This window comes from Ferdinandcohnia sp. QZ13, from assembly GCF_031324165.1.
Lineage (GTDB): Bacteria > Bacillota > Bacilli > Bacillales > Bacillaceae_L > Ferdinandcohnia.
This window is the reverse complement of record NZ_JAVIVW010000015.1, coordinates 715741-734127: the sequence shown is the minus strand read 5'-3', so window position 1 is coordinate 734127 and position 18387 is coordinate 715741. Positions and strand designations below refer to the sequence as shown.

Below are 18387 nucleotides of genomic sequence, written 5' to 3'. Positions count from 1 at the left end.
AGATGAAAAGATGGGGAAAACAAAGATTGAATCCATTGAGGAGTTTAACCAAGTCCTTGAAAAAGAAAACCAATTTATATTAATAAAGCACAGTTTAACATGTCCGATAAGCAAAGCCGCGTTTGATGAGTATGAGCAATTTGTGGCAGAATATGAGGATGTACCAACGTATTATCTGTATGTTCAAGAAGCTAGAGAACTCTCTACTTACATTGCGGAAGACTTTGAAATTAAACATGAATCACCACAGGCACTTCTATTTGAAGATGGAAAGGTAAAATGGAATGCCTCTCATCGAAGTATTACAAAACAGTCATTAGTCGCAGCAGGCGAATAACAAAAGGGTCCATGGCTCACATAGCTATGGACTCTTTTATTTGGGCTGTTTTCGTAAATTTTGTTGTTTTTGTATATCATTGCCGAAGGGAAGTAGAAATTATTATCCTTCCAGTGATTTCAGCGGATGGTACGAGATCCTCGAAAATGCTAGCATTTTCTTCGTGCGGTGTAGTCTCAAGGAAGCAAACTCAACGTCCAGCGGGAATAGCGAGGCAAGCGAGACCAATTAATGTTCGAAGCCTAAGAGCGCCACGTCCTGTGGCAACGGCTTCGTGACCTTCATCGTGTAGGCCTGAGGAGGCTTGCGGATCGCCCGCGGAAAGCGAGTACCAGGAGCGGAAATCACCCTATGTTTTTATAACAACAATCTTTTAGAAATGAGCCTATTTATGAAATTGATTTTTCTGACCAAACAATGTCTAAATGATCCCCGGGTGACAGGACATCATAAAATGTGCAATCTTCTTCATTTTTTAAAAGCTTAAACCTTCCAATTGAATCTGTAGGTAATTGGATATCAACAAAGCGAAATAAATCCTGAAAAATAAAAGGTTCTGCCTCTTTTGCTCTCATTTGAAGTTTATCACCGTGTTTAAGAATATCATCCTCATGAAGAATTTTTCCATTTCGATAAAACTCATGTAATGGCTTTTTAAGGGATATCATTTTTTCTTTAAAGAAAACTTGAATAGTATAGTCCATTTGAATTTTTTGCGTTTCTGCAAATAGTCGTAAGGTTGGGGTTGCCCCGGGTTCTATTTCAAAGGAATCCTCATCCATAAATGGTGAATGTATAGGAATCTTTACTCCGTTTCTTGTTATTTTACTAGAAAATTGTTCGAACTGGATGTTCTGCTCATTTAATGAAATCGTAAACTCATTTATCAAATCATCATATAATCGATAGTTACTTGCCCGGATCATTTCTTCAATCGTCTCAGGAAAATAAAATGATATTTCATCATGATCTTGGACAAAGCTTTCCGGATTAGCTAATTGATGATTTTGCTTGATAGTCGCTGTTATCACTACTTCTTCGCCATTCATGTAAATTCTTTTTTGAGGGATATCGTCAATCAGTTCCTTAATCATCACGGTAGCCATTGCACCGTCTTTTCCTTTGCTAACCATGATTTCGTCACCATTTGTAATTTCATCCTCAAATGAACATGGTACCCCATTTTTTAAAAGAACAGGAGATTCTCCATATCCTCCAGGAATGGTGATGGTCTGGTGGTTAACCTTTACAATCATCGCCAATCCAGGTTTTCCATAAAGCTTATGTAGCTTAATTCCAGCTGCTAGTAAGCTATCACCAACAGTTAATCGTTTCATTTCAAAAAGTCTTACTGATTTTTGATTGACTGTTACATTGACATAATGGACAGGTGATTGACTTGATGCAACAGCTATTCCAATTGGTGTTACAAGTTCAGGCCCTTTTTTAATATGCTCCGTCATTTCAATCTGATTAATGGCATCAATACCGCGAATCGCAACACGGTTATCTGGCAATCCAAGTGAGTGCGCAAGCCGTTTTGCAAGTTCAGGAGTCAAGCTGCCTCCACCTACGAGCATGACTGCTTTAGGGGATTTATTTTTATTTAAACTTAATATCTCGCCCTGTATCGATTCTGCTAATCGATCAATCGAATCAGAAATTTTTTCAATCACTTCTTGCCTGCTAATTTCAGTTTCAAAACCAAGTATATCAACAACTTGAATGGTGTCATTAGCTAATAAATCTCGTTTTGCTTGCTCGGCTAGTGGAAAGTCGAGGAGAAGCTGGTCACTAATTGCTTCCGTAATCTCATCTCCTGCAATTGGTACCATCCCATAAGCAACAACGGTTCCTTCATCCGTAATGGCAATATCAGAAGTCCCTGCACCAATATCAACTAACGCCACGTTTAGTCTTCTCATCGACTGTGGAATGAGCACATTAATAGCAGCAATAGGCTCTAGAGTAAGTGCATGCATATCAAGATCTGCTCGGTGCAAAGCTGATATTAATGATTCAACTACGACTTTAGGTAAGAAAGTCGAGATGATTTCAACGCTGGCTTCATTTCCTTGTTGGTCAATTAAGCTGCCTATTTCTTGATTGTCCAAAAAATAATGGATGACAGAATAACCTACACAGTAGTAATCATGGCTTTTTTCGGATTGATTTTTTTCGGCTAATGCATATTGGGCTTTTTGGACAGCACTTAATTCTAAGTGCAAAATATCTTCCCTTTGAATCAAAGGCATGGAAGAGATCTGTATGGTTTCTCTTGAACGTTCGGTCTTTAAGGATCTCCCTGCAGCAGCAACAGCTGCTTTTGTTAATTTACCATGCTTTACCTCTAGTGTTTCTTTAATGTCACGTATTACATTAGAGACAGCAATAATATCATGAATTTGCCCATCAACCATTGCTCGTTCCTTATGTTCACGTATGACAAGATCAATTATTTTATATGAGGAACCCGTTTTTTCAACAATAAGTCCGACTACAGAACGTGTTCCAATATCAAGTGCAAAAACTGTTGTTTTATTTTCCATTATGTATTCACCTATTATATATAAGAGTCATATTATACTTTATTGCTTAAAAGCGTTTAAGCAATAAAAAAAATCGTGACAGTTCGAACGATTTCGTTTATAATGAATTTTAATTACTTGAAATGTACCATATTTTCAATTAAATTGCGACATATAGCTGTGAAGAAAGGAAGAGTGAGATGAGTAAAGCAGAATTGGATAATCTTCGCGATAGAGTGGAAGAAATTAATCTGGAAATTCTAAAACTTATTAGTGAACGTGGTAAATTGGTTCAAGAGATTGGAAAAGTAAAAGAAACACAAGGTGTTAATCGTTATGATCCGGTACGCGAAAGAACAATGTTAAATAATATTTTGGCACATAATGAAGGACCATTTGAAACATCAACTATTCAACATATCTTCAAAGAAATCTTTAAAGCAGGTCTTGAGATACAAGAAGATGATCATCGCAAAGCTCTCCTTGTTTCACGTAAGAAGAAGCCTGAAGATACGATTGTGGATGTAAAAGGTGTTAAAATTGGTAATGGTACACAACAATTTATCGTTGGCCCTTGTGCAGTTGAAAGCTATGAGCAAACAGCTGCAGTTGCAGCAGAGGCGAAAAAATATGGCTTACGTTTACTTCGTGGTGGAGCCTTTAAACCAAGAACATCCCCTTATGACTTCCAGGGATTAGGGCTTGAAGGATTACAAATTTTAAAACGTGTTGCTGATGAGTTTGATATGGCTGTTATCAGTGAAATTGTAAATCCAGCAGATATTGAAGTTGCTTGCGATTACATTGATGTCATTCAAATCGGTGCCCGTAACATGCAGAACTTTGAATTATTAAAGGCAGCAGGTTCAGTTAAGAAGCCTGTATTATTGAAACGTGGATTGGCTGCTACGATCGATGAGTTCGTAAATGCAGCTGAATATATTATCTCTCAAGGAAATGACCAAATCATTCTTTGCGAAAGAGGTATCCGTACTTACGAAAAAGCTACTCGTAATACATTAGATATTTCTGCGGTTCCAATCTTAAAACAAGAAACACACTTACCAGTATTTGTTGACGTAACACATTCAACTGGACGTCGTGATTTATTATTGCCTTGTGCAAAAGCAGCTCTAGCAATTGGAGCAGATGGTGTCATGGCGGAGGTACATCCAGATCCAGCAGTTGCTTTATCAGACTCAGCGCAGCAAATGGATTTTGATCAATTTGAAAAATGGATTACAGAACTTAAAGCAACTCAAGCTGTTCGTGCATAGTTTTCATGAAAACCTCCTACTACTAAAGTGGGAGGTTTTTTTGAGTTTTTTTTTACGAAATTGTTAAAAAGTGCACAAAGTAATTGCCCTAACAAACTAAGTAGCGTATGATAATCTACATAAAGTAAGCAAATATGACATTTGTTTGTATAAAAAAGTTCATACTACATATAAGTGGTAACTTGAAATAAGGAGTGCTGTCAATGAATGTGACAATTTATGATGTAGCAAGGGAAGCCAATGTATCGATGGCAACCGTATCACGTGTTGTAAATGGTAACCCTAATGTAAAACCAACAACTCGAAAAAAAGTACAGGAAGCAATTGACCGTTTAGGCTATCGCCCAAATGCGGTGGCTCGAGGATTAGCAAGTAAAAAAACGACAACAGTCGGAGTAATTATTCCAGATATCTCTAATATTTTTTACTCAGAACTTGCACGTGGAATCGAAGATATTGCGACAATGTATAAATACAATATTATCCTTAGCAACTCGGACCAAAACAAGGATAAAGAATTTCATCTTTTAAATACAATGCTTGGTAAGCAAGTAGACGGTATTGTATTTATGAGTGGAAATATTACAGAAGAACATGTCCAAGAATTCGAAAAATCTCCTGTGCCAATTGTATTAGCTGCCTCAGTAGAAAACTCAAATACAGTCCCAGCTGTGACAATTGATGTCGAACAGGCATCCTATGATGCGATTACTGAATTAACTAAAAGAGGTCATAAGAAAATTGCCTTTATTAGTGGGTTATTAAATGAACCAATTAATGGTGAAAAGAAACTAGCTGGTTATAAACGTGCAATTGAGGATGCTGGTCTTACTTACAATGAAGAATTTGTAATCGAGGGTGATTACACATATGATTCAGGTATTGAAGGATTCGAGAAAATCCATGAATTAGATGACAAGCCAACAGCTGTCTTTGTTGGTTCAGATGAAATGGCATTAGGAGTAATCCATAGTGCACAAGACCTAGGTTATTCGATTCCTGATGATTTAGAAGTAATTGGCTTTGATAATACACGCTTAGCAGTGATGGTGCGCCCACAGCTTACATCAGTGGTTCAACCAATGTATGATATTGGTGCAGTAGCTATGCGATTATTAACAAAGTTCATGAACAAAGAAAATGTAGAGGAACAAATTGTGGTCTTACCTCACCGTATTGAATTTAGAAACTCAACCAAATAATAAGGTATGAAGAAAACACGGCAACTGCCGTGTTTTCTATTTATTACGAATCGGATAAAGAGTTTTTGTAACGGTTAGTGCATTTTTTTCTTCAATTTCCGATTTTCTAGGGATAGGTGGATAAATAGTAGGTTCATCATCCCAGAAAGCAGGAAGAGCTAATTTAGCCCTTGGTTGCCATTTATTGATCCAATCAATTGGTAGCGGTCCTTCTATCTCCGACTTTCCAATCATTTCAAGCCAAATGAGAGACCATGCTCTCGGTACAACTCTCCATATATCATATCCGCCGCCACCTACTGCAATCCAGCGACCATCGCAATATTGGTGTGCAAGCTTGTGGGCAAGCTTGGGAATTTCTCGATAAATCTTCATTGTGGCCGACAAATGGGTTAATGGATCATAATAATGGGAGTCTGCACCATTTTGTGTAAAGATGACATCTGGTTTAAAAAATTCGGCTACCTCTGTGAAAGCCGTTGTGTAGGCGTGTAACCATGATTCATCCTCAGTAAACGCATCTAGTGGAACATTAAAGGAATAGCCATATCCTTTGCCTGAGCCCCTCTCAGTCACGTTTCCTGTACCAGGAAAGAGATACCGTCCTGTCTCATGAATGGAAAGTGTGCATACATCAGGATCATCATAAAATGTCCATTGAACACCATCACCATGATGTGCATCTGTATCAACATAAAGTACTCTTACATTATATTTCTTTTGCATATAGCGAATAGCAACTGCACTGTCATTATATACACAAAATCCGGAAGCTTTCCCTCGGAATCCATGATGTAAACCACCACCAAGATTAAGAGCATGCTTTGACTTTCCAGACATTACATGGTCAGCGGCAGAAAGGGTAGCGCCAATCAATAAAGCACTTGCTTCGTGCATCCCCGGAAAAATAGGGGTATCCTCGGTGCCGATTCCATAGCTATGTCCAACCTCTTCAGAGAGTTTACCTTCTCCAGCTAACTTGACCGCTTCAATAAATCTTGGGTCATGGACAAGCTCCAATTCTTCATCGGTTGCAATTCTAGGAGGTATTATATCCGAGTCATCTAACAAATCTAAACTTTTGAGTAAATCATATGTAAGCTTTATCCTTGTTTGATTAAAGGGGTGGTCATCACTAAAACGATATTTTATCAATTGATCCGAATAGATAAAAGCTGATTCTTTTGCCATGATTATAGCCCTGGAAAGGATGGCCACATAACAGTGTAGCCCTCATTTTTTAGGTTTGTAATGATTTTATTCGGATTCATTGTTTGAACTCGTAGCACAAGGATTTTATATTGGACATCCTTATCGGGATAAACAAGGACGCTGTGAATATTAACTTTATGATTTTTAATGACATTGACAACCTCTGCTAGTGTACCTGCTTGATTAGGAACCTTAATTTCTAGCTGGGAGCCTGGTTGATTTGCACCAGTTAATTGTGCAAAGGTGTGAAGTAGATCCGTTTCTGTGATGATACCAACTAATTTTCCGTTGGATTCAATGGGTAGACAGCCAATTCGATGCTGGGAAAAGACAGCGGTGACTTCTTCAACAAAATCAAGTGGATGCCCGGTTATCACGTCTTTCACCATAATCTCTTTAATGGGTGATTCAAGGGTTTTTTCCTCGTTTGTAAAGTCCAGGATGGAGGGCTTAGCATCACGAATATCCCGGTCACTTATTAGCCCAATCAGATGTTGCTGTTGATCTACGATAGGAATATGACGAATCTTTTTTTCATCCATCATTTTGATTGCAGTTGAAATGGTATCATCAGCTGATAACGTTGATACATTTTTTTTCATAATTTCTTCAATAATCATGTATATCCCCCTAACCTTTGAACATCCTTTAATACATGAATCGATTCATAAAACGTAGCCTGTCGAATCTTTCGATTGTATCCTGATTAACCCGTTTCCCAATTCGAGCCATTAAACAATTGGCAGGATGTGAACTTATTTCAGGGTCGTCTGTTGCAAACCATTCAAGTCCACCAGCACTCATCATTTTTTCCATTACCTTCCGATATTCCCAAACATTAAGGCCAGTGCCTTTTAAGTCCCAGTGCCAATAATATTCAGTAGTTATGATTAGGTAGTCCTCCATGGCATCATCCATCATTGAAACAAATAACAGATTTTTTCCAACCTGACAGCCGCGAAACTTTGGAATAACTTCAATTGCGCCTAACTCTATTAAATTTTCAATTTTTCCCTCAGACCAACGTTCAAGCGGGTCTGGATATAGATATGTAACATACCCAACGATGGTATTATGCTCTCTTGCGATAATAATCCTTCCTTCAGGTAAATCTGCAATTTCAATCAATGCTTTATGTTGTTGGTTTGGAATACGAAAAGCTACTAGGTCCTCGTGAAATTCATAGCTTGCAAGTGCCTCTCCAGTTATAGGACCTTCTATAATGATCGTACCATGAGGGGTCTTTAGTTCCTTAGCGTTATATGTTTTCTTATGCTCCACAATGTCACCACCATTCTAAAGTCACATTCATTATACATGAATCTAGTAAAAATGAAGCGTTTACAGACTCTTCTACACTAATTATACAATTATATCTAGAAATATTATATATAAAAAATTTTAAAAATTGAGAAAAGAGGAGTTTTATTTTATAATAGAATAGTAAATAACTTACATAAAGGGGAAATGTGATGTGAAAGTGGAAGCGCTGCCAGCAACAAAAGGAAATTATAATTTAAAAGATTATGATGAAGCATATGCGAATTTTGATTGGACGGAAGTAGAATCAAACTTTTCTTGGTCTGAAACAGGTAAAGTTAATATTGCCTATGAAGCTATTGACCGCCATGCTGAGGGTGTGAGGAAAAATAAAATTGCCCTTTATTACCGTGATTCAACTCGTGATGAGAAGTATACATTTAAAGAAATGAAAGAATATACAAACCGTGCTGCTAACGTTTTAAAACAAGCTGCCGATGTTGAAAAAGGGGATCGCGTATTTGTGTTTATGCCCCGTTCGCCTGAATTATATTTTGCAATACTAGGGGCTATTAAACTTGGAGCGATTGTTGGTCCGCTATTTGAAGCGTTCATGGAAGGTGCTGTACGTGACCGTTTAGACGATAGCGAAGCGAAAGTGATTGTCACGACTCCAGATTTAGTAGATCGTATTCCTTTCAATGAATTACCAGCATTAAAGCATATTGTCTTAGTTGGAGAGAATGTATCAGAGGATGGTCCTTTTATTGATTTTAATGGTCGGTTAAAAACGGCAAGTAAAGAGCTAGAAATTGAATGGGTGGAAAGAACGGACGGCATGCTCTTACACTATACTTCTGGTTCTACAGGTAAGCCAAAAGGGGTCTTACATGTTCATAATGCAATGATCCAACAATATCAAACAGCAAAATGGATTCTTGATTTAAAAGAGGATGATATCTATTGGTGCACCGCAGACCCAGGGTGGGTAACAGGGACTTCCTATGGGATATTTGGTCCTTGGCTAAATGGAGCATCCAACGTAATCGTAGGAGGACGATTTAGTCCGGAAAACTGGTACCAAACCATTGAGGATTACGGAATAACTGTTTGGTATAGCGCACCAACTGCTTTTAGAATGTTAATGGGTGCAGGAGACGAATTAGTAAAACAATTTGATCTACGTTCATTGCGCCATATATTAAGTGTTGGTGAGCCACTCAACCCTGAGGTTGTTCGTTGGGGAGTTAAGGTCTTCAATTTACGCATTCATGATAACTGGTGGATGACTGAAACAGGCGCCCAGTTGATTAGTAATTATCCTTGTATGGAGATTAAGCCAGGCTCTATGGGTAAACCATTCCCTGGAATAAAGGCGGCCATTGTCGATGACCAGGGCAATGAATTACCTCCAAATCGGATGGGGAACTTAGCTATTAAAAAAGGCTGGCCGTCAATGATGTATCAAATCTGGAACAATCCGTCCAAATATGAGTCCTACTTTATGCCAGGTGATTGGTATGTATCAGGGGATTCAGCATATATGGACGAAGATGGATATTTCTGGTTCCAGGGTCGCGTGGATGACGTAATCATGACCTCCGGTGAGCGGGTTGGCCCATTTGAAGTAGAGAGCAAGCTTGTTGAACACCCAGCAATTGCTGAAGCTGGCGTTATCGGAAAGCCAGACCCTGTACGCGGAGAAATCATTAAAGCGTTCGTTGCATTAGTTGATGGTTATGAAGCGACAGATGAGTTAAAAGAAGAAATAAGAGATTTTGTGAAAAAGGGATTAGCTGCACATGCGGCCCCCCGAGAAATTGAGTTTAAGGATAAACTTCCAAAAACGCGTAGTGGAAAAATCATGAGACGTGTTCTAAAAGCGTGGGAGCTTGATTTACCAACAGGCGACCTATCTACAATGGAAAATTAAAACATCAAAAAAAGAGGTGATCCAATGGATCACCTCTTTTCTATCCTTTAATTTCCACCATTATCTTTGCCATTACCATTTCCGTTGTTACCCTTATTTCCATTTTCACTTTTGTTTTCTTTGTCATTTCCTTCCTCTGCTGGAGGAGTAACGACTTCCACCTCTGGCTCTGGTTTATAGTCGCCATTCTTCACTAAAACTGAATTTGCGAGTGGCGTTTCTTTACCAGTGACATCAACGGCCGTAACATAATAGGCTGCAACGGAACTTCCAACATTAAATTGTAAATCTTTTGTTGCTGGAATACTTCCAATCTTTTTGAAATCTGCTGAAAAATTAGAAGCACCATAAATTCGATACCCAATCACATCATTGTGTTCATGTTTTGCCCATCTTAGGATCCCAGAAGAAATGGAGGCACCTTGGACTTGGGATGGAACAGATCCATTATCTTTAAGCTCTGCTGTTTCCGTTATGACAAGGTTCTTCCAACGACTATTTTTTGGAAGCAACTGTTCAATTGCTTTTGCATCCTTCAAGTCGTTTGCCTCTAGAAATTCCTTCTTTATCATAATTCCTTCCTGAACAAATTCCTGAGGAGCACTTGTTGGTACACGATATGCTTTACCGTTTACTTCAATGTACTTACCTTTTACAAGACTGTCATCAACCTTAGTTGGAACATATTTTGCGTTATAAATGTCTGATTGAACCAGACCAGCTTCCCGACATAAATCAGATGGGAGTAAACCTGAAATACCACAGTAAGAACGCGATACGATTCCGCCAGGCATTTTAAAGTTCTCTTTTGGCTGAACAAGTTCAGGCCTAATATCATATACTGCGTTCATTTGCTGAGCCCATAGAAGGGTGCTTCTCCTTGAATAGGACAGTCCCTTATATGATGCAGGTATTGACTTTGGTGTATCATAGCCCATCCAAAGTCCGAATGTTACATTCGGGTTTGTTGCAACGAACCATACGTCTTGAACGAAGTTAGTTGTACCTGTTTTACCTGCCCAGTCCGCTTTAAACTTTAAATAACCATTAAGCGATGAGGCAGTTCCACCATTTATAACATCACGCATCATATCAATCGTTAAATATGCAGTTTGTGGTGAAAATACATCAACAGGCTTGCTTTCATGTTCGTATACGACCTCGCCATCGTTGGTAACAATCTTTTCAATCATATAAGCATCAATAAACTTACCCTCATTAGCAAATGTCGCAAACGCATTTACATTCTCTTCAACAGAAACACCATATGTCATCCCACCAATGGCAAGTGAAGGTGCGTGGTAATCCTGTTCAACTAAGGAAGTGAAACCCATTTTTTCTAAAAACGTAATTGGACGTTGATCAAACGCTTTTAAATACGTTTTGATAGCTGGTATATTCTTTGAGATTTGTAATGCATGTCGAGCAGACATTAAACCATCAAAGTCGTATGGACCACCAACGTTTTGTGGTTTGTAACTTCCATAGCTGAATTTCACATCGGCTATGACACTTCCTGGTTGTACCAATCCTAATTCCATTGCCGGTGCGTACGCCAAGAGGGGTTTCATTGTCGAACCATTGGGACGGGTACTTATCGCATGGTTTGTTTGTTCACGTTCGAAATCACGACCGGCCACAAAACTAATAATTTTTCCAGTCCTATTTTCAATAAGAACAGAACCCGTTTCTTCCGGTTCCAATACTTTTCCTTTTTCACCCGTTTCTTTATCAATTACCTTGTCTTCGGGTTGATCTGGACCAAAATATTGATAATTTTTTACTACCTCTTGCATAGTGTCAAAAATTTCTTTGTCAATTGTAGTATGAATTTTATATCCATTTTGACGAAGGTTTTTGTCAGCTATTTCACGGTAGTGACTTCGTAGTTCCTTGTTGTCTTCAAGATCTTTTTCCTCGTATCCATCTTCTTCAGCCAATTTTTTCATTAAAATATCAGTGGCACGTTTTTCTACTTCAGCAGTTAGCCAAGGATATTTTTCAGTAGGCTCTGACTTTGGTGGAGCAAGATTTGCACGAATATCATACGTAATAGCTTCCTCATATTGCTGCTGGGTGATGAAACCAGCTGTAAGCATACGCTCCAAGACCGTTTGCATTCGGTTAATACCAGGTTCTAAGTTTTCTTTTACCATTCCACCCTTATTTGAGAAAGGAGTATAGACATATGGGTTTTGTGGTAGACCGGCTATAAATGCTGCTTGTGGCAGGTTTAAATCCTTTGCGTCCACTCCGAAAATTCCTTGTGCTGCCGTTTGTACACCGGCAATATTTCGACCTGATGAATTACGGCCATATGGAATAATATTAAGATATGCTTCTAATATTTCATCTTTGTCAAAAAACTTTTCAAGTCGTAATGCAATTAAGATTTCCTTTGCCTTTCGATCAAACGAAACTTCATTTGATAGAATTTGGTTCTTAATCAATTGCTGTGTTAGTGTACTTCCTCCAGTTTGGACAGGTGAACTTGTTACATCCTGTACGATTGCACGTAAAATGGATTTTGGAACAACCCCATCATGCTTATAGAAGTACTGGTCTTCGGTTGCAATTACTGCATCCTTGACATACTGAGAAATTTCATCCAGAGAAACTTCTTCACGTTGGAGGTCTGCCCGCAATTGACCTAGATAAATCTCGTTTGCAAAGTACACCTCTGTATTTTCTTCGTAATTATAAATATCTTTCTTTAAACTTTCATAGCTTCGAACAGGTTCGTCCTTTACTAGGGATGCAAAGTAACCAGCACCTGCCCCACCTGCAAAGCCAAGACCAAGTATCGCAATGATAAAGAACAGTAAAAATAAATTCCATACAACACCGTATGTAACTCTGACACCTTTACGGGTCTTCTTGCCAGTAATTGCTCTTGCTACTTTATTCGATGTGACTCTTTGCCAATAAGAGTTAATTTTTTCAAATATTTGTGATTTTTTAAAATTCATAATCATCCCCCTAAAAATCCAAGTTTATTATAGCATATACCATAGTGTCTTTAGTATTTTTTTATGAATTTCCATTATTTAATTTGACAATATTAGACATAGTGTGATAGAAAAACCTTATTATAAGGTTAAAAGGAGAATTGAAAATAGAATGGATGTTATTCAGGATTTGACCTATAGGGGTCTTATAAATCAAGTAACCGATCAAGAAGGGTTACAGAATATATTAGCGAATGAAAAAATTAAATTGTATTGTGGATTTGATCCAACAGCAGATAGTTTACATATCGGCCATTTAGTAGGGATCTTGACATTGAGAAGATTCCAGTTGGCTGGACACCAACCGATTGCTTTAGTTGGGGGCGCTACTGGTCTAATCGGTGACCCAAGCGGTAAAAAGGCGGAAAGAACATTAAATCCAAAAGAGGTTGTTGTGCAATATAGCAATAGCATCAAGGAGCAGCTTTCTCGCTTTTTAGATTTTGAAGCAGAAGGAAATCCAGCTCAGATTGCGAATAACTATGATTGGATCGGAAGCTTGGACTTAATCACTTTCCTGCGTGATATAGGAAAGAGTTTTGGGCTTAATTACATGCTAGCCAAAGACTCAGTTCAATCACGTTTAGATGCTGGGATCTCCTTTACAGAGTTTAGTTATATGATTTTACAATCCTATGACTTTTTAAAGCTGTATGAAAATGAAGGCTGCCGACTACAAATTGGTGGAAGTGACCAATGGGGCAATATCACGGCTGGACTAGAATTAATCCGTAAGACAGTCGAGGACGCCAAAGCTTTTGGTCTAACCATTCCACTTGTAACAAAGGCGGATGGTACAAAGTTTGGGAAAACAGAAGGTGGAACGATTTGGTTAGATAAAGAAAAAACGTCGCCATATGAGTTTTATCAATTCTGGATCAATACAGATGACCGTGATGTTGTTCGTTATTTAAAATATTTTACATTCCTTTCCAAAGAGGAAATTGAAGGTCTGGAAGCGGAAATTCAACATGCACCAGAAAAACGTTTAGCTCAAAAGACGTTGGCAGAAGAGGTAACCAAATTGGTTCATGGTGAGGCTGCGCTTGAGCAAGCGGTGAAAATTTCTGCAGCATTGTTCAGTGGTTCAATCAGTGAATTAAGTGCGGAGGAGATTAAACAAGGCTTTAAGGATGTACCTTCCTATGAATTTGATGGGGATGCAGAAGTTAGTTTAGTTGATTTATTGGTCATGAGTAAGATATCTCCTTCTAAGCGTCAGGCACGTGAGGATATTGGCAATGGTGCCATCTATGTTAATGGTGAGAGAATTCAAGAGGTAGATGCGGTTCTTAACGAACTACATCGTATCGAAGGTCAATTCACAGTCATTCGTCGCGGTAAGAAAAAATACTTCTTAATCAAATATTAAAAAGTTAAGGTGTTCCTTGAGGGGCACCTTTTTTGTATAAAAAAGCTCTTTTTCCAAAAAATTATTGTTCTTAACCTAAAGTTTATTTATGGAACTGGGGTGATTTCCGCTTCAGGCACTCGCTTTCCGCGGGCGAACCGCAAGCCTCCTCAGGCCTACACGATGTAGGTCACGAAGCCGTTGCCACAGGACGTGGCGCTCTTAGGCTTCGAACATTAATTACTCCTGCGGGGTCTCGCTTGGCTCGCTATTCCCGCAGGACATTGAGAATGCTTCCTTGAAACTACACCGCACGAAGCAAATGCTTGCATTTTCGAGGGTCTCGCGCCATACTCTCCAATCACTAGAGGGAACACCTATGTGTCTAATAATATGCTTATTAATGGCTATATCAATAACAATAAAGTTTGCGAAAACAGCCATAAAAAAAGAGGAAAGGGATGTCCCTTTCCTCTTTAGCAAGATTAACGTGAGTAGAACTCAACGATGAATGCTTCGTTAATTTCAGCTGGTAGTTCAGAACGCTCTGGTAAACGAGTGTAAGTTCCTTCTAACTTATCAGCATCAAATGTTAAATATTCTGGTACGAAAGAAGTAGCTTCGATCGCTTCTTTGATTGTAACTAGGTTACGTGATTTTTCACGAACAGTAATAGTTTGACCAGGTTTTACACGGTAAGATGGAATGTCAACACGGTTTCCATCAACAAGAATATGACCATGGTTAACTAATTGACGTGCTGCACGACGAGTGCGAGCAAGTCCAAGACGGTAAACTAGGTTATCTAAACGTGATTCAAGAAGAATCATGAAGTTTTCACCAAGAATTCCTTGCATTTTGCTTGCATTTGAAAATGTGTTGCGGAATTGACGCTCATTCACACCATACATATGACGAAGCTTTTGCTTTTCTTGTAATTGTAAACCATATTCAGAAAGCTTTTTACGTTGGTTTGGACCATGTTGTCCTGGAGCGTAAGGACGCTTTTCTAATTCTTTACCTGTACCACTTAATGAAATGCCAAGACGACGGGATAATTTCCAGCTTGGACCTGTATAACGAGCCATGAATGACTCCTCCTTCAATGTTTTTATTTTGTTGTAAAATAAAAACAGATGTGATTAATGCTCTCGACTATTTTGTTTTCATGTATCTTCGCCCTAGCAGCCAAAGGTTACGTGATACACCATCTATGAGCTAAAGCTCATAAGAGGAACAAAATAGAACAAAAACTACTCACATATGCTGCAATATTTTACACAACGATCATTATATGATTTTTAGATTAGGAAGTCAAGTTTTCATGAAATGATATAAAAAGTCAGCAAGAACCGCCTCGTTTTTTGGTGGATTTTGATTTTTAACATGAAAGTTGTAATAAATTTGGATTTTTTGATAGATAATGAGACATTTTCGTGCATTTTCTATTATAATAAATGTATTAAGTACAAATGTCAGATGGGTGATTAATCGTGAAGTTTCCAAATGAAGAATTAAGATATGAGCAACTATTTAGAGTAACCTCGAAGTTTCATTCAACGATGGATATAGATGCTGTGCTTGAAGAGGTTTTAAATACATTACAAGATGTATACCCATCGTTTACATATACCTTATTTCTTGCACATGATAATACGAGACATAATGTTATTCCGATTAAGGAAATTAAAGAATATGAGCATGGAGATAACTCGCCTGTCATGCAAGCGTTTGTAACTGGAACTTTGCAGCTTGACAATTTGGTCGCTGAAAACATGTCCAATATTTATGCTCCGCTAAAAGGGCGGCAGGGAATTTATGGAGTATTGCAAATCAATGCTCATGATGTGGTGGAATTTCCTACATCAGAAATTCAGTTTATTGAACTATTGGCCAACACTGCTGGACATGCATTTGAAAATGCTCAACTTTACCAACAATCAAAGCAATTAATTGCGGATCTTCAATTAATTAACGAAACTTCACATAAATTAAATTCAAATTTGCGTTTAATAGATACATTGACATTTATGTCATCCCAAATCAAAAATTCTTTTGGTGCCAATGAGGTAGGTTTCTTTTTACAAACAAATGAGCAAATAGAGGTACTTCCTGGAAGTACTACTTTTTTTGAAGAAGGGCATGGGGAACCCTATGTGTTATTTAGCCTTGACCGGATCTTATCAGAAAAAGAGCCTCTTTTTATCGGAGATTTACAGGTGGAACCAGTATTTAATGGGTTCTCATATCGTTCGATGATGTCTGTTCCAATGGTACAGCGTAACGAAATTTTGGGAGTTGCCATTGTCTTACATGAATCACCATATTTCTTTTCTTTTGATAAATTTAAGCTTCTTCAGTCCTTAATTCACCATTCGTCCCTAGCTTTTACAAATTCGATTCTTCGTGAAGAACTTGAAAAGCTTGTGATTACGGATTATTTAACAAAGCTTTACTCACGCAATTATTTAGAGGATTGTGTCCAAGAATCATTGGAAACAGACGCTTTTGGTACGTTTATTTTAATCGATATTGATGATTTCAAAAGAATCAATGACACGTATGGTCACCAAGTAGGGGATGAAGCGCTCGTTCAAATTGCCAATCTAATCAAGGAAAACATTCGTGATAACGATATTGGAGCAAGATGGGGCGGAGAAGAGTTGGCAATTTATTTGCCTAAAGTTGGTTTAACGTCAGGGATTGCCGTAGCTGAGCGACTTGGCAAAAGGGTCGAATTACAATCAAATCCGAAAGTAACGATTTCATGTGGTGTTGCAACATGGTATAAGGAATCTAAAGAGACATTCCAGGCCCTTTTCCACCGTGCAGACAATGCACTATATGTTGCAAAACAATCAGGAAAAAATCTAGTCATTGCAAGTGAAAATAAAGTGGTTGAAGGACATTCTTAAATAGGATGTCCTTCTTTTAATTGGCTTCATGGTGGGGGCGCTATTTGTTTTGGACACCCCACCTGTCCAACGCTTCAGAATAACCAAGTATTCCTCTGAGAAATAAGAAAACGCTTTCAAAACAAGCATACTTGTCATATGCTAATGGTAGAATTGAAGACTTAAAGGGGGAGAAGGGAGCATGAGTGAAAGTAAATCTTTTGATACATTAGCAATACATGGTGGCGGGTCAATTGCCCAAAATGGAAGCTTAGCACCACCGCTCTACCAAACTTCAACCTTTACTTTTGAATCAGCAGAACAAGGAGAAGCTCGTTTTGCAGGTGAAGAGGAAGGGTATATATATTCACGTCTAGGCAATCCAACAGTAAAGCTTTTAGAAGAAAGAATTGCCATCCTTGAAGGCGGGGAAGCAGGACTGTCATTTGGATCAGGGATGGCTGCAGTCTCCGCAGTATTGTTTGCCCTAACAAAATCTGGAGATCATATCCTTTGTTCACAAGGGCTATACGGGTGTACGTTTGGTCTACTTCAAATGATGGAGGAAAAGTACAATATCAATCATGATTTTAGCGATATGGATGAGGAAGAAGAAATACTGTCAAAAATAACTCCAAATACAAAATTAATCTATATTGAGACACCAATTAATCCAACTATGAAACTCATTGATTTAGAAAAAGTTGTTAAAATCGCAAAACAACATCAAATCCCAGTTGTCGTTGACAATACCTTCTGTTCACCGTATTTGCAACAGCCAATAAAATTAGGGTGTGATATTGTTGTTCACAGTGCGACAAAGTATATAGGAGGACATGGTGATGTGATTGCAGGACTTGTCATCGGGAAGAAGGATTTTATCCAACAAGTTGCAATGACAACGAAAAAAGATATAGGTGGGATTATGTCTCCATTCGATGCTTGGCTTTTGCTTCGCGGATTAAAGACTCTACCGGTACGAATGGATCGCCATTGCGACAATGCGGAAAAAATTGCATTTTTACTAAAAGAACATCAAAATGTGGAGCACATTTTTTATCCCGGAGATAAGGAAAGCTCTGCACATGAGATTATGAAAAAACAAATGCGCAAGCCTGGCGGGTTAATTTCCTTTACTATTAAGGGTACAAAGAAGGATGCGCAAAATATTTTAAACCGCGTGAAATTAATTAAAATTGCAGTGAGTCTTGGTGATACAGAAACCCTTATCCAGCACCCAGCCACTATGACACATGCAGTTGTTCCAGAAGATGCACGCTTGAAAATGGGAATTACCGATAATTTAATTCGTCTTTCAGTTGGACTAGAAGCGTGGGAGGATATTTGGGAAGATTTAAATCAAGCGTTAAATGGATAGCAAAAAC

The 18387-nt window shown here is 38.3% G+C and carries 13 protein-coding genes; 7 read left to right on the top strand and 6 right to left on the bottom strand.

Annotation, left to right across the window (positions count from 1 at the left end; genetic code table 11):
* Window positions 1-10 precede the first annotated feature (10 nt).
* Window positions 11-337 (top strand): bacillithiol system redox-active protein YtxJ, encoded by a 327-nt coding sequence (gene ytxJ, locus RGU12_RS17275; RefSeq protein ID WP_309537161.1) that lies wholly within the window; start codon window positions 11-13, stop codon window positions 335-337.
* A gap of 389 nt (window positions 338-726) precedes the next feature.
* Here ytxJ and RGU12_RS17270 read toward each other — a convergent pair whose 3' ends face one another.
* Window positions 727-2886, bottom strand: a complete 2160-nt coding sequence (locus RGU12_RS17270; RefSeq protein ID WP_309537160.1) for a cell division protein FtsA — start codon at window positions 2884-2886, stop codon at window positions 727-729.
* Window positions 2887-3065: 179 nt separating this feature from the next.
* Between RGU12_RS17270 and RGU12_RS17265 the strand changes: the two genes are divergently transcribed.
* Complete coding sequence (locus tag RGU12_RS17265) at window positions 3066-4142, top strand: bifunctional 3-deoxy-7-phosphoheptulonate synthase/chorismate mutase (RefSeq protein WP_309537159.1); 1077 nt, start codon at window positions 3066-3068, stop codon at window positions 4140-4142.
* Window positions 4143-4345: 203 nt separating this feature from the next.
* Window positions 4346-5344 (top strand): catabolite control protein A, encoded by a 999-nt coding sequence (gene ccpA / locus RGU12_RS17260; protein ID WP_309537158.1) that lies wholly within the window; start codon window positions 4346-4348, stop codon window positions 5342-5344.
* Between the two features lie 36 nt (window positions 5345-5380).
* On the opposite strand, the gene RGU12_RS17255 is transcribed toward ccpA, so the two are convergent.
* Genes RGU12_RS17255 through RGU12_RS17245 form a run of 3 tightly spaced genes read right to left on the bottom strand, consistent with a single transcriptional unit; the run spans window position 5381 to window position 7837 of the window.
* Entirely contained in the window at window positions 5381-6535 is a 1155-nt protein-coding gene (locus RGU12_RS17255) for an acetoin utilization protein AcuC (protein ID WP_309537157.1), read from the bottom strand.
* Window positions 6536-6537: 2 nt separating this feature from the next.
* A complete protein-coding gene (locus tag RGU12_RS17250; protein WP_309537156.1) occupies window positions 6538-7176 on the bottom strand; it encodes an acetoin utilization AcuB family protein in 639 nt (212 codons plus the stop codon).
* Window positions 7177-7204: 28 nt separating this feature from the next.
* Window positions 7205-7837: a GNAT family N-acetyltransferase gene (locus RGU12_RS17245; RefSeq protein WP_309537155.1), complete on the bottom strand. Its 633-nt coding sequence runs from the start codon at window positions 7835-7837 to the stop codon at window positions 7205-7207.
* 193 nt (window positions 7838-8030) lie between these two features.
* Here RGU12_RS17245 and acsA point away from each other — a divergent pair, with 193 nt between their 5' ends.
* Window positions 8031-9749, top strand: coding sequence for an acetate--CoA ligase (gene acsA, locus RGU12_RS17240; RefSeq protein ID WP_309537154.1), 1719 nt, complete (start codon window positions 8031-8033; stop codon window positions 9747-9749).
* Window positions 9750-9796: 47 nt separating this feature from the next.
* Here acsA and RGU12_RS17235 read toward each other — a convergent pair whose 3' ends face one another.
* Window positions 9797-12718 (bottom strand): transglycosylase domain-containing protein, encoded by a 2922-nt coding sequence (locus tag RGU12_RS17235; RefSeq protein ID WP_309537153.1) that lies wholly within the window; start codon window positions 12716-12718, stop codon window positions 9797-9799.
* Between the two features lie 151 nt (window positions 12719-12869).
* On the opposite strand from RGU12_RS17235, the gene tyrS reads away from it, so the two are divergent.
* Entirely contained in the window at window positions 12870-14129 is a 1260-nt protein-coding gene (gene tyrS / locus RGU12_RS17230; RefSeq protein ID WP_309537152.1) for a tyrosine--tRNA ligase, read from the top strand.
* A gap of 464 nt (window positions 14130-14593) precedes the next feature.
* Here tyrS and rpsD read toward each other — a convergent pair whose 3' ends face one another.
* Window positions 14594-15196 (bottom strand): 30S ribosomal protein S4, encoded by a 603-nt coding sequence (rpsD, locus tag RGU12_RS17225; RefSeq protein ID WP_309537151.1) that lies wholly within the window; start codon window positions 15194-15196, stop codon window positions 14594-14596.
* 405 nt (window positions 15197-15601) lie between these two features.
* On the opposite strand from rpsD, the gene RGU12_RS17220 reads away from it, so the two are divergent.
* Together RGU12_RS17220 and megL are read left to right on the top strand one after the other, a co-directional pair.
* Window positions 15602-17023 carry a sensor domain-containing diguanylate cyclase gene (locus tag RGU12_RS17220; protein ID WP_309537150.1) on the top strand — a complete coding sequence of 474 codons (1422 nt, stop codon included), beginning with the start codon at window positions 15602-15604 and terminating at the stop codon, window positions 17021-17023.
* 181 nt (window positions 17024-17204) lie between these two features.
* Complete coding sequence (gene megL / locus RGU12_RS17215; protein WP_309537149.1) at window positions 17205-18380, top strand: methionine gamma-lyase; 1176 nt, start codon at window positions 17205-17207, stop codon at window positions 18378-18380.
* The last annotated feature ends 7 nt before the right edge of the window (window positions 18381-18387 follow it).

What these genes read in the sequence shown, in the direction of transcription:
- RGU12_RS17235 (WP_309537153.1), bottom strand. Translation starts at nt 12,718, where the DNA reads ATGAATTTTAAAAAATCACAAATATTTGAAAAAATTAACTCTTATTGG.
- ytxJ (WP_309537161.1), top strand. Translation starts at nt 11, where the DNA reads ATGGGGAAAACAAAGATTGAATCCATTGAGGAGTTTAACCAAGTCCTT.
- tyrS (WP_309537152.1), top strand. Translation starts at nt 12,870, where the DNA reads ATGGATGTTATTCAGGATTTGACCTATAGGGGTCTTATAAATCAAGTA.
- RGU12_RS17270 (WP_309537160.1), bottom strand. Translation starts at nt 2,886, where the DNA reads ATGGAAAATAAAACAACAGTTTTTGCACTTGATATTGGAACACGTTCT.
- RGU12_RS17265 (WP_309537159.1), top strand. Translation starts at nt 3,066, where the DNA reads ATGAGTAAAGCAGAATTGGATAATCTTCGCGATAGAGTGGAAGAAATT.
- RGU12_RS17250 (WP_309537156.1), bottom strand. Translation starts at nt 7,176, where the DNA reads ATGATTATTGAAGAAATTATGAAAAAAAATGTATCAACGTTATCAGCT.
- rpsD (WP_309537151.1), bottom strand. Translation starts at nt 15,196, where the DNA reads ATGGCTCGTTATACAGGTCCAAGCTGGAAATTATCCCGTCGTCTTGGC.
- RGU12_RS17255 (WP_309537157.1), bottom strand. Translation starts at nt 6,535, where the DNA reads ATGGCAAAAGAATCAGCTTTTATCTATTCGGATCAATTGATAAAATAT.
- megL (WP_309537149.1), top strand. Translation starts at nt 17,205, where the DNA reads ATGAGTGAAAGTAAATCTTTTGATACATTAGCAATACATGGTGGCGGG.
- ccpA (WP_309537158.1), top strand. Translation starts at nt 4,346, where the DNA reads ATGAATGTGACAATTTATGATGTAGCAAGGGAAGCCAATGTATCGATG.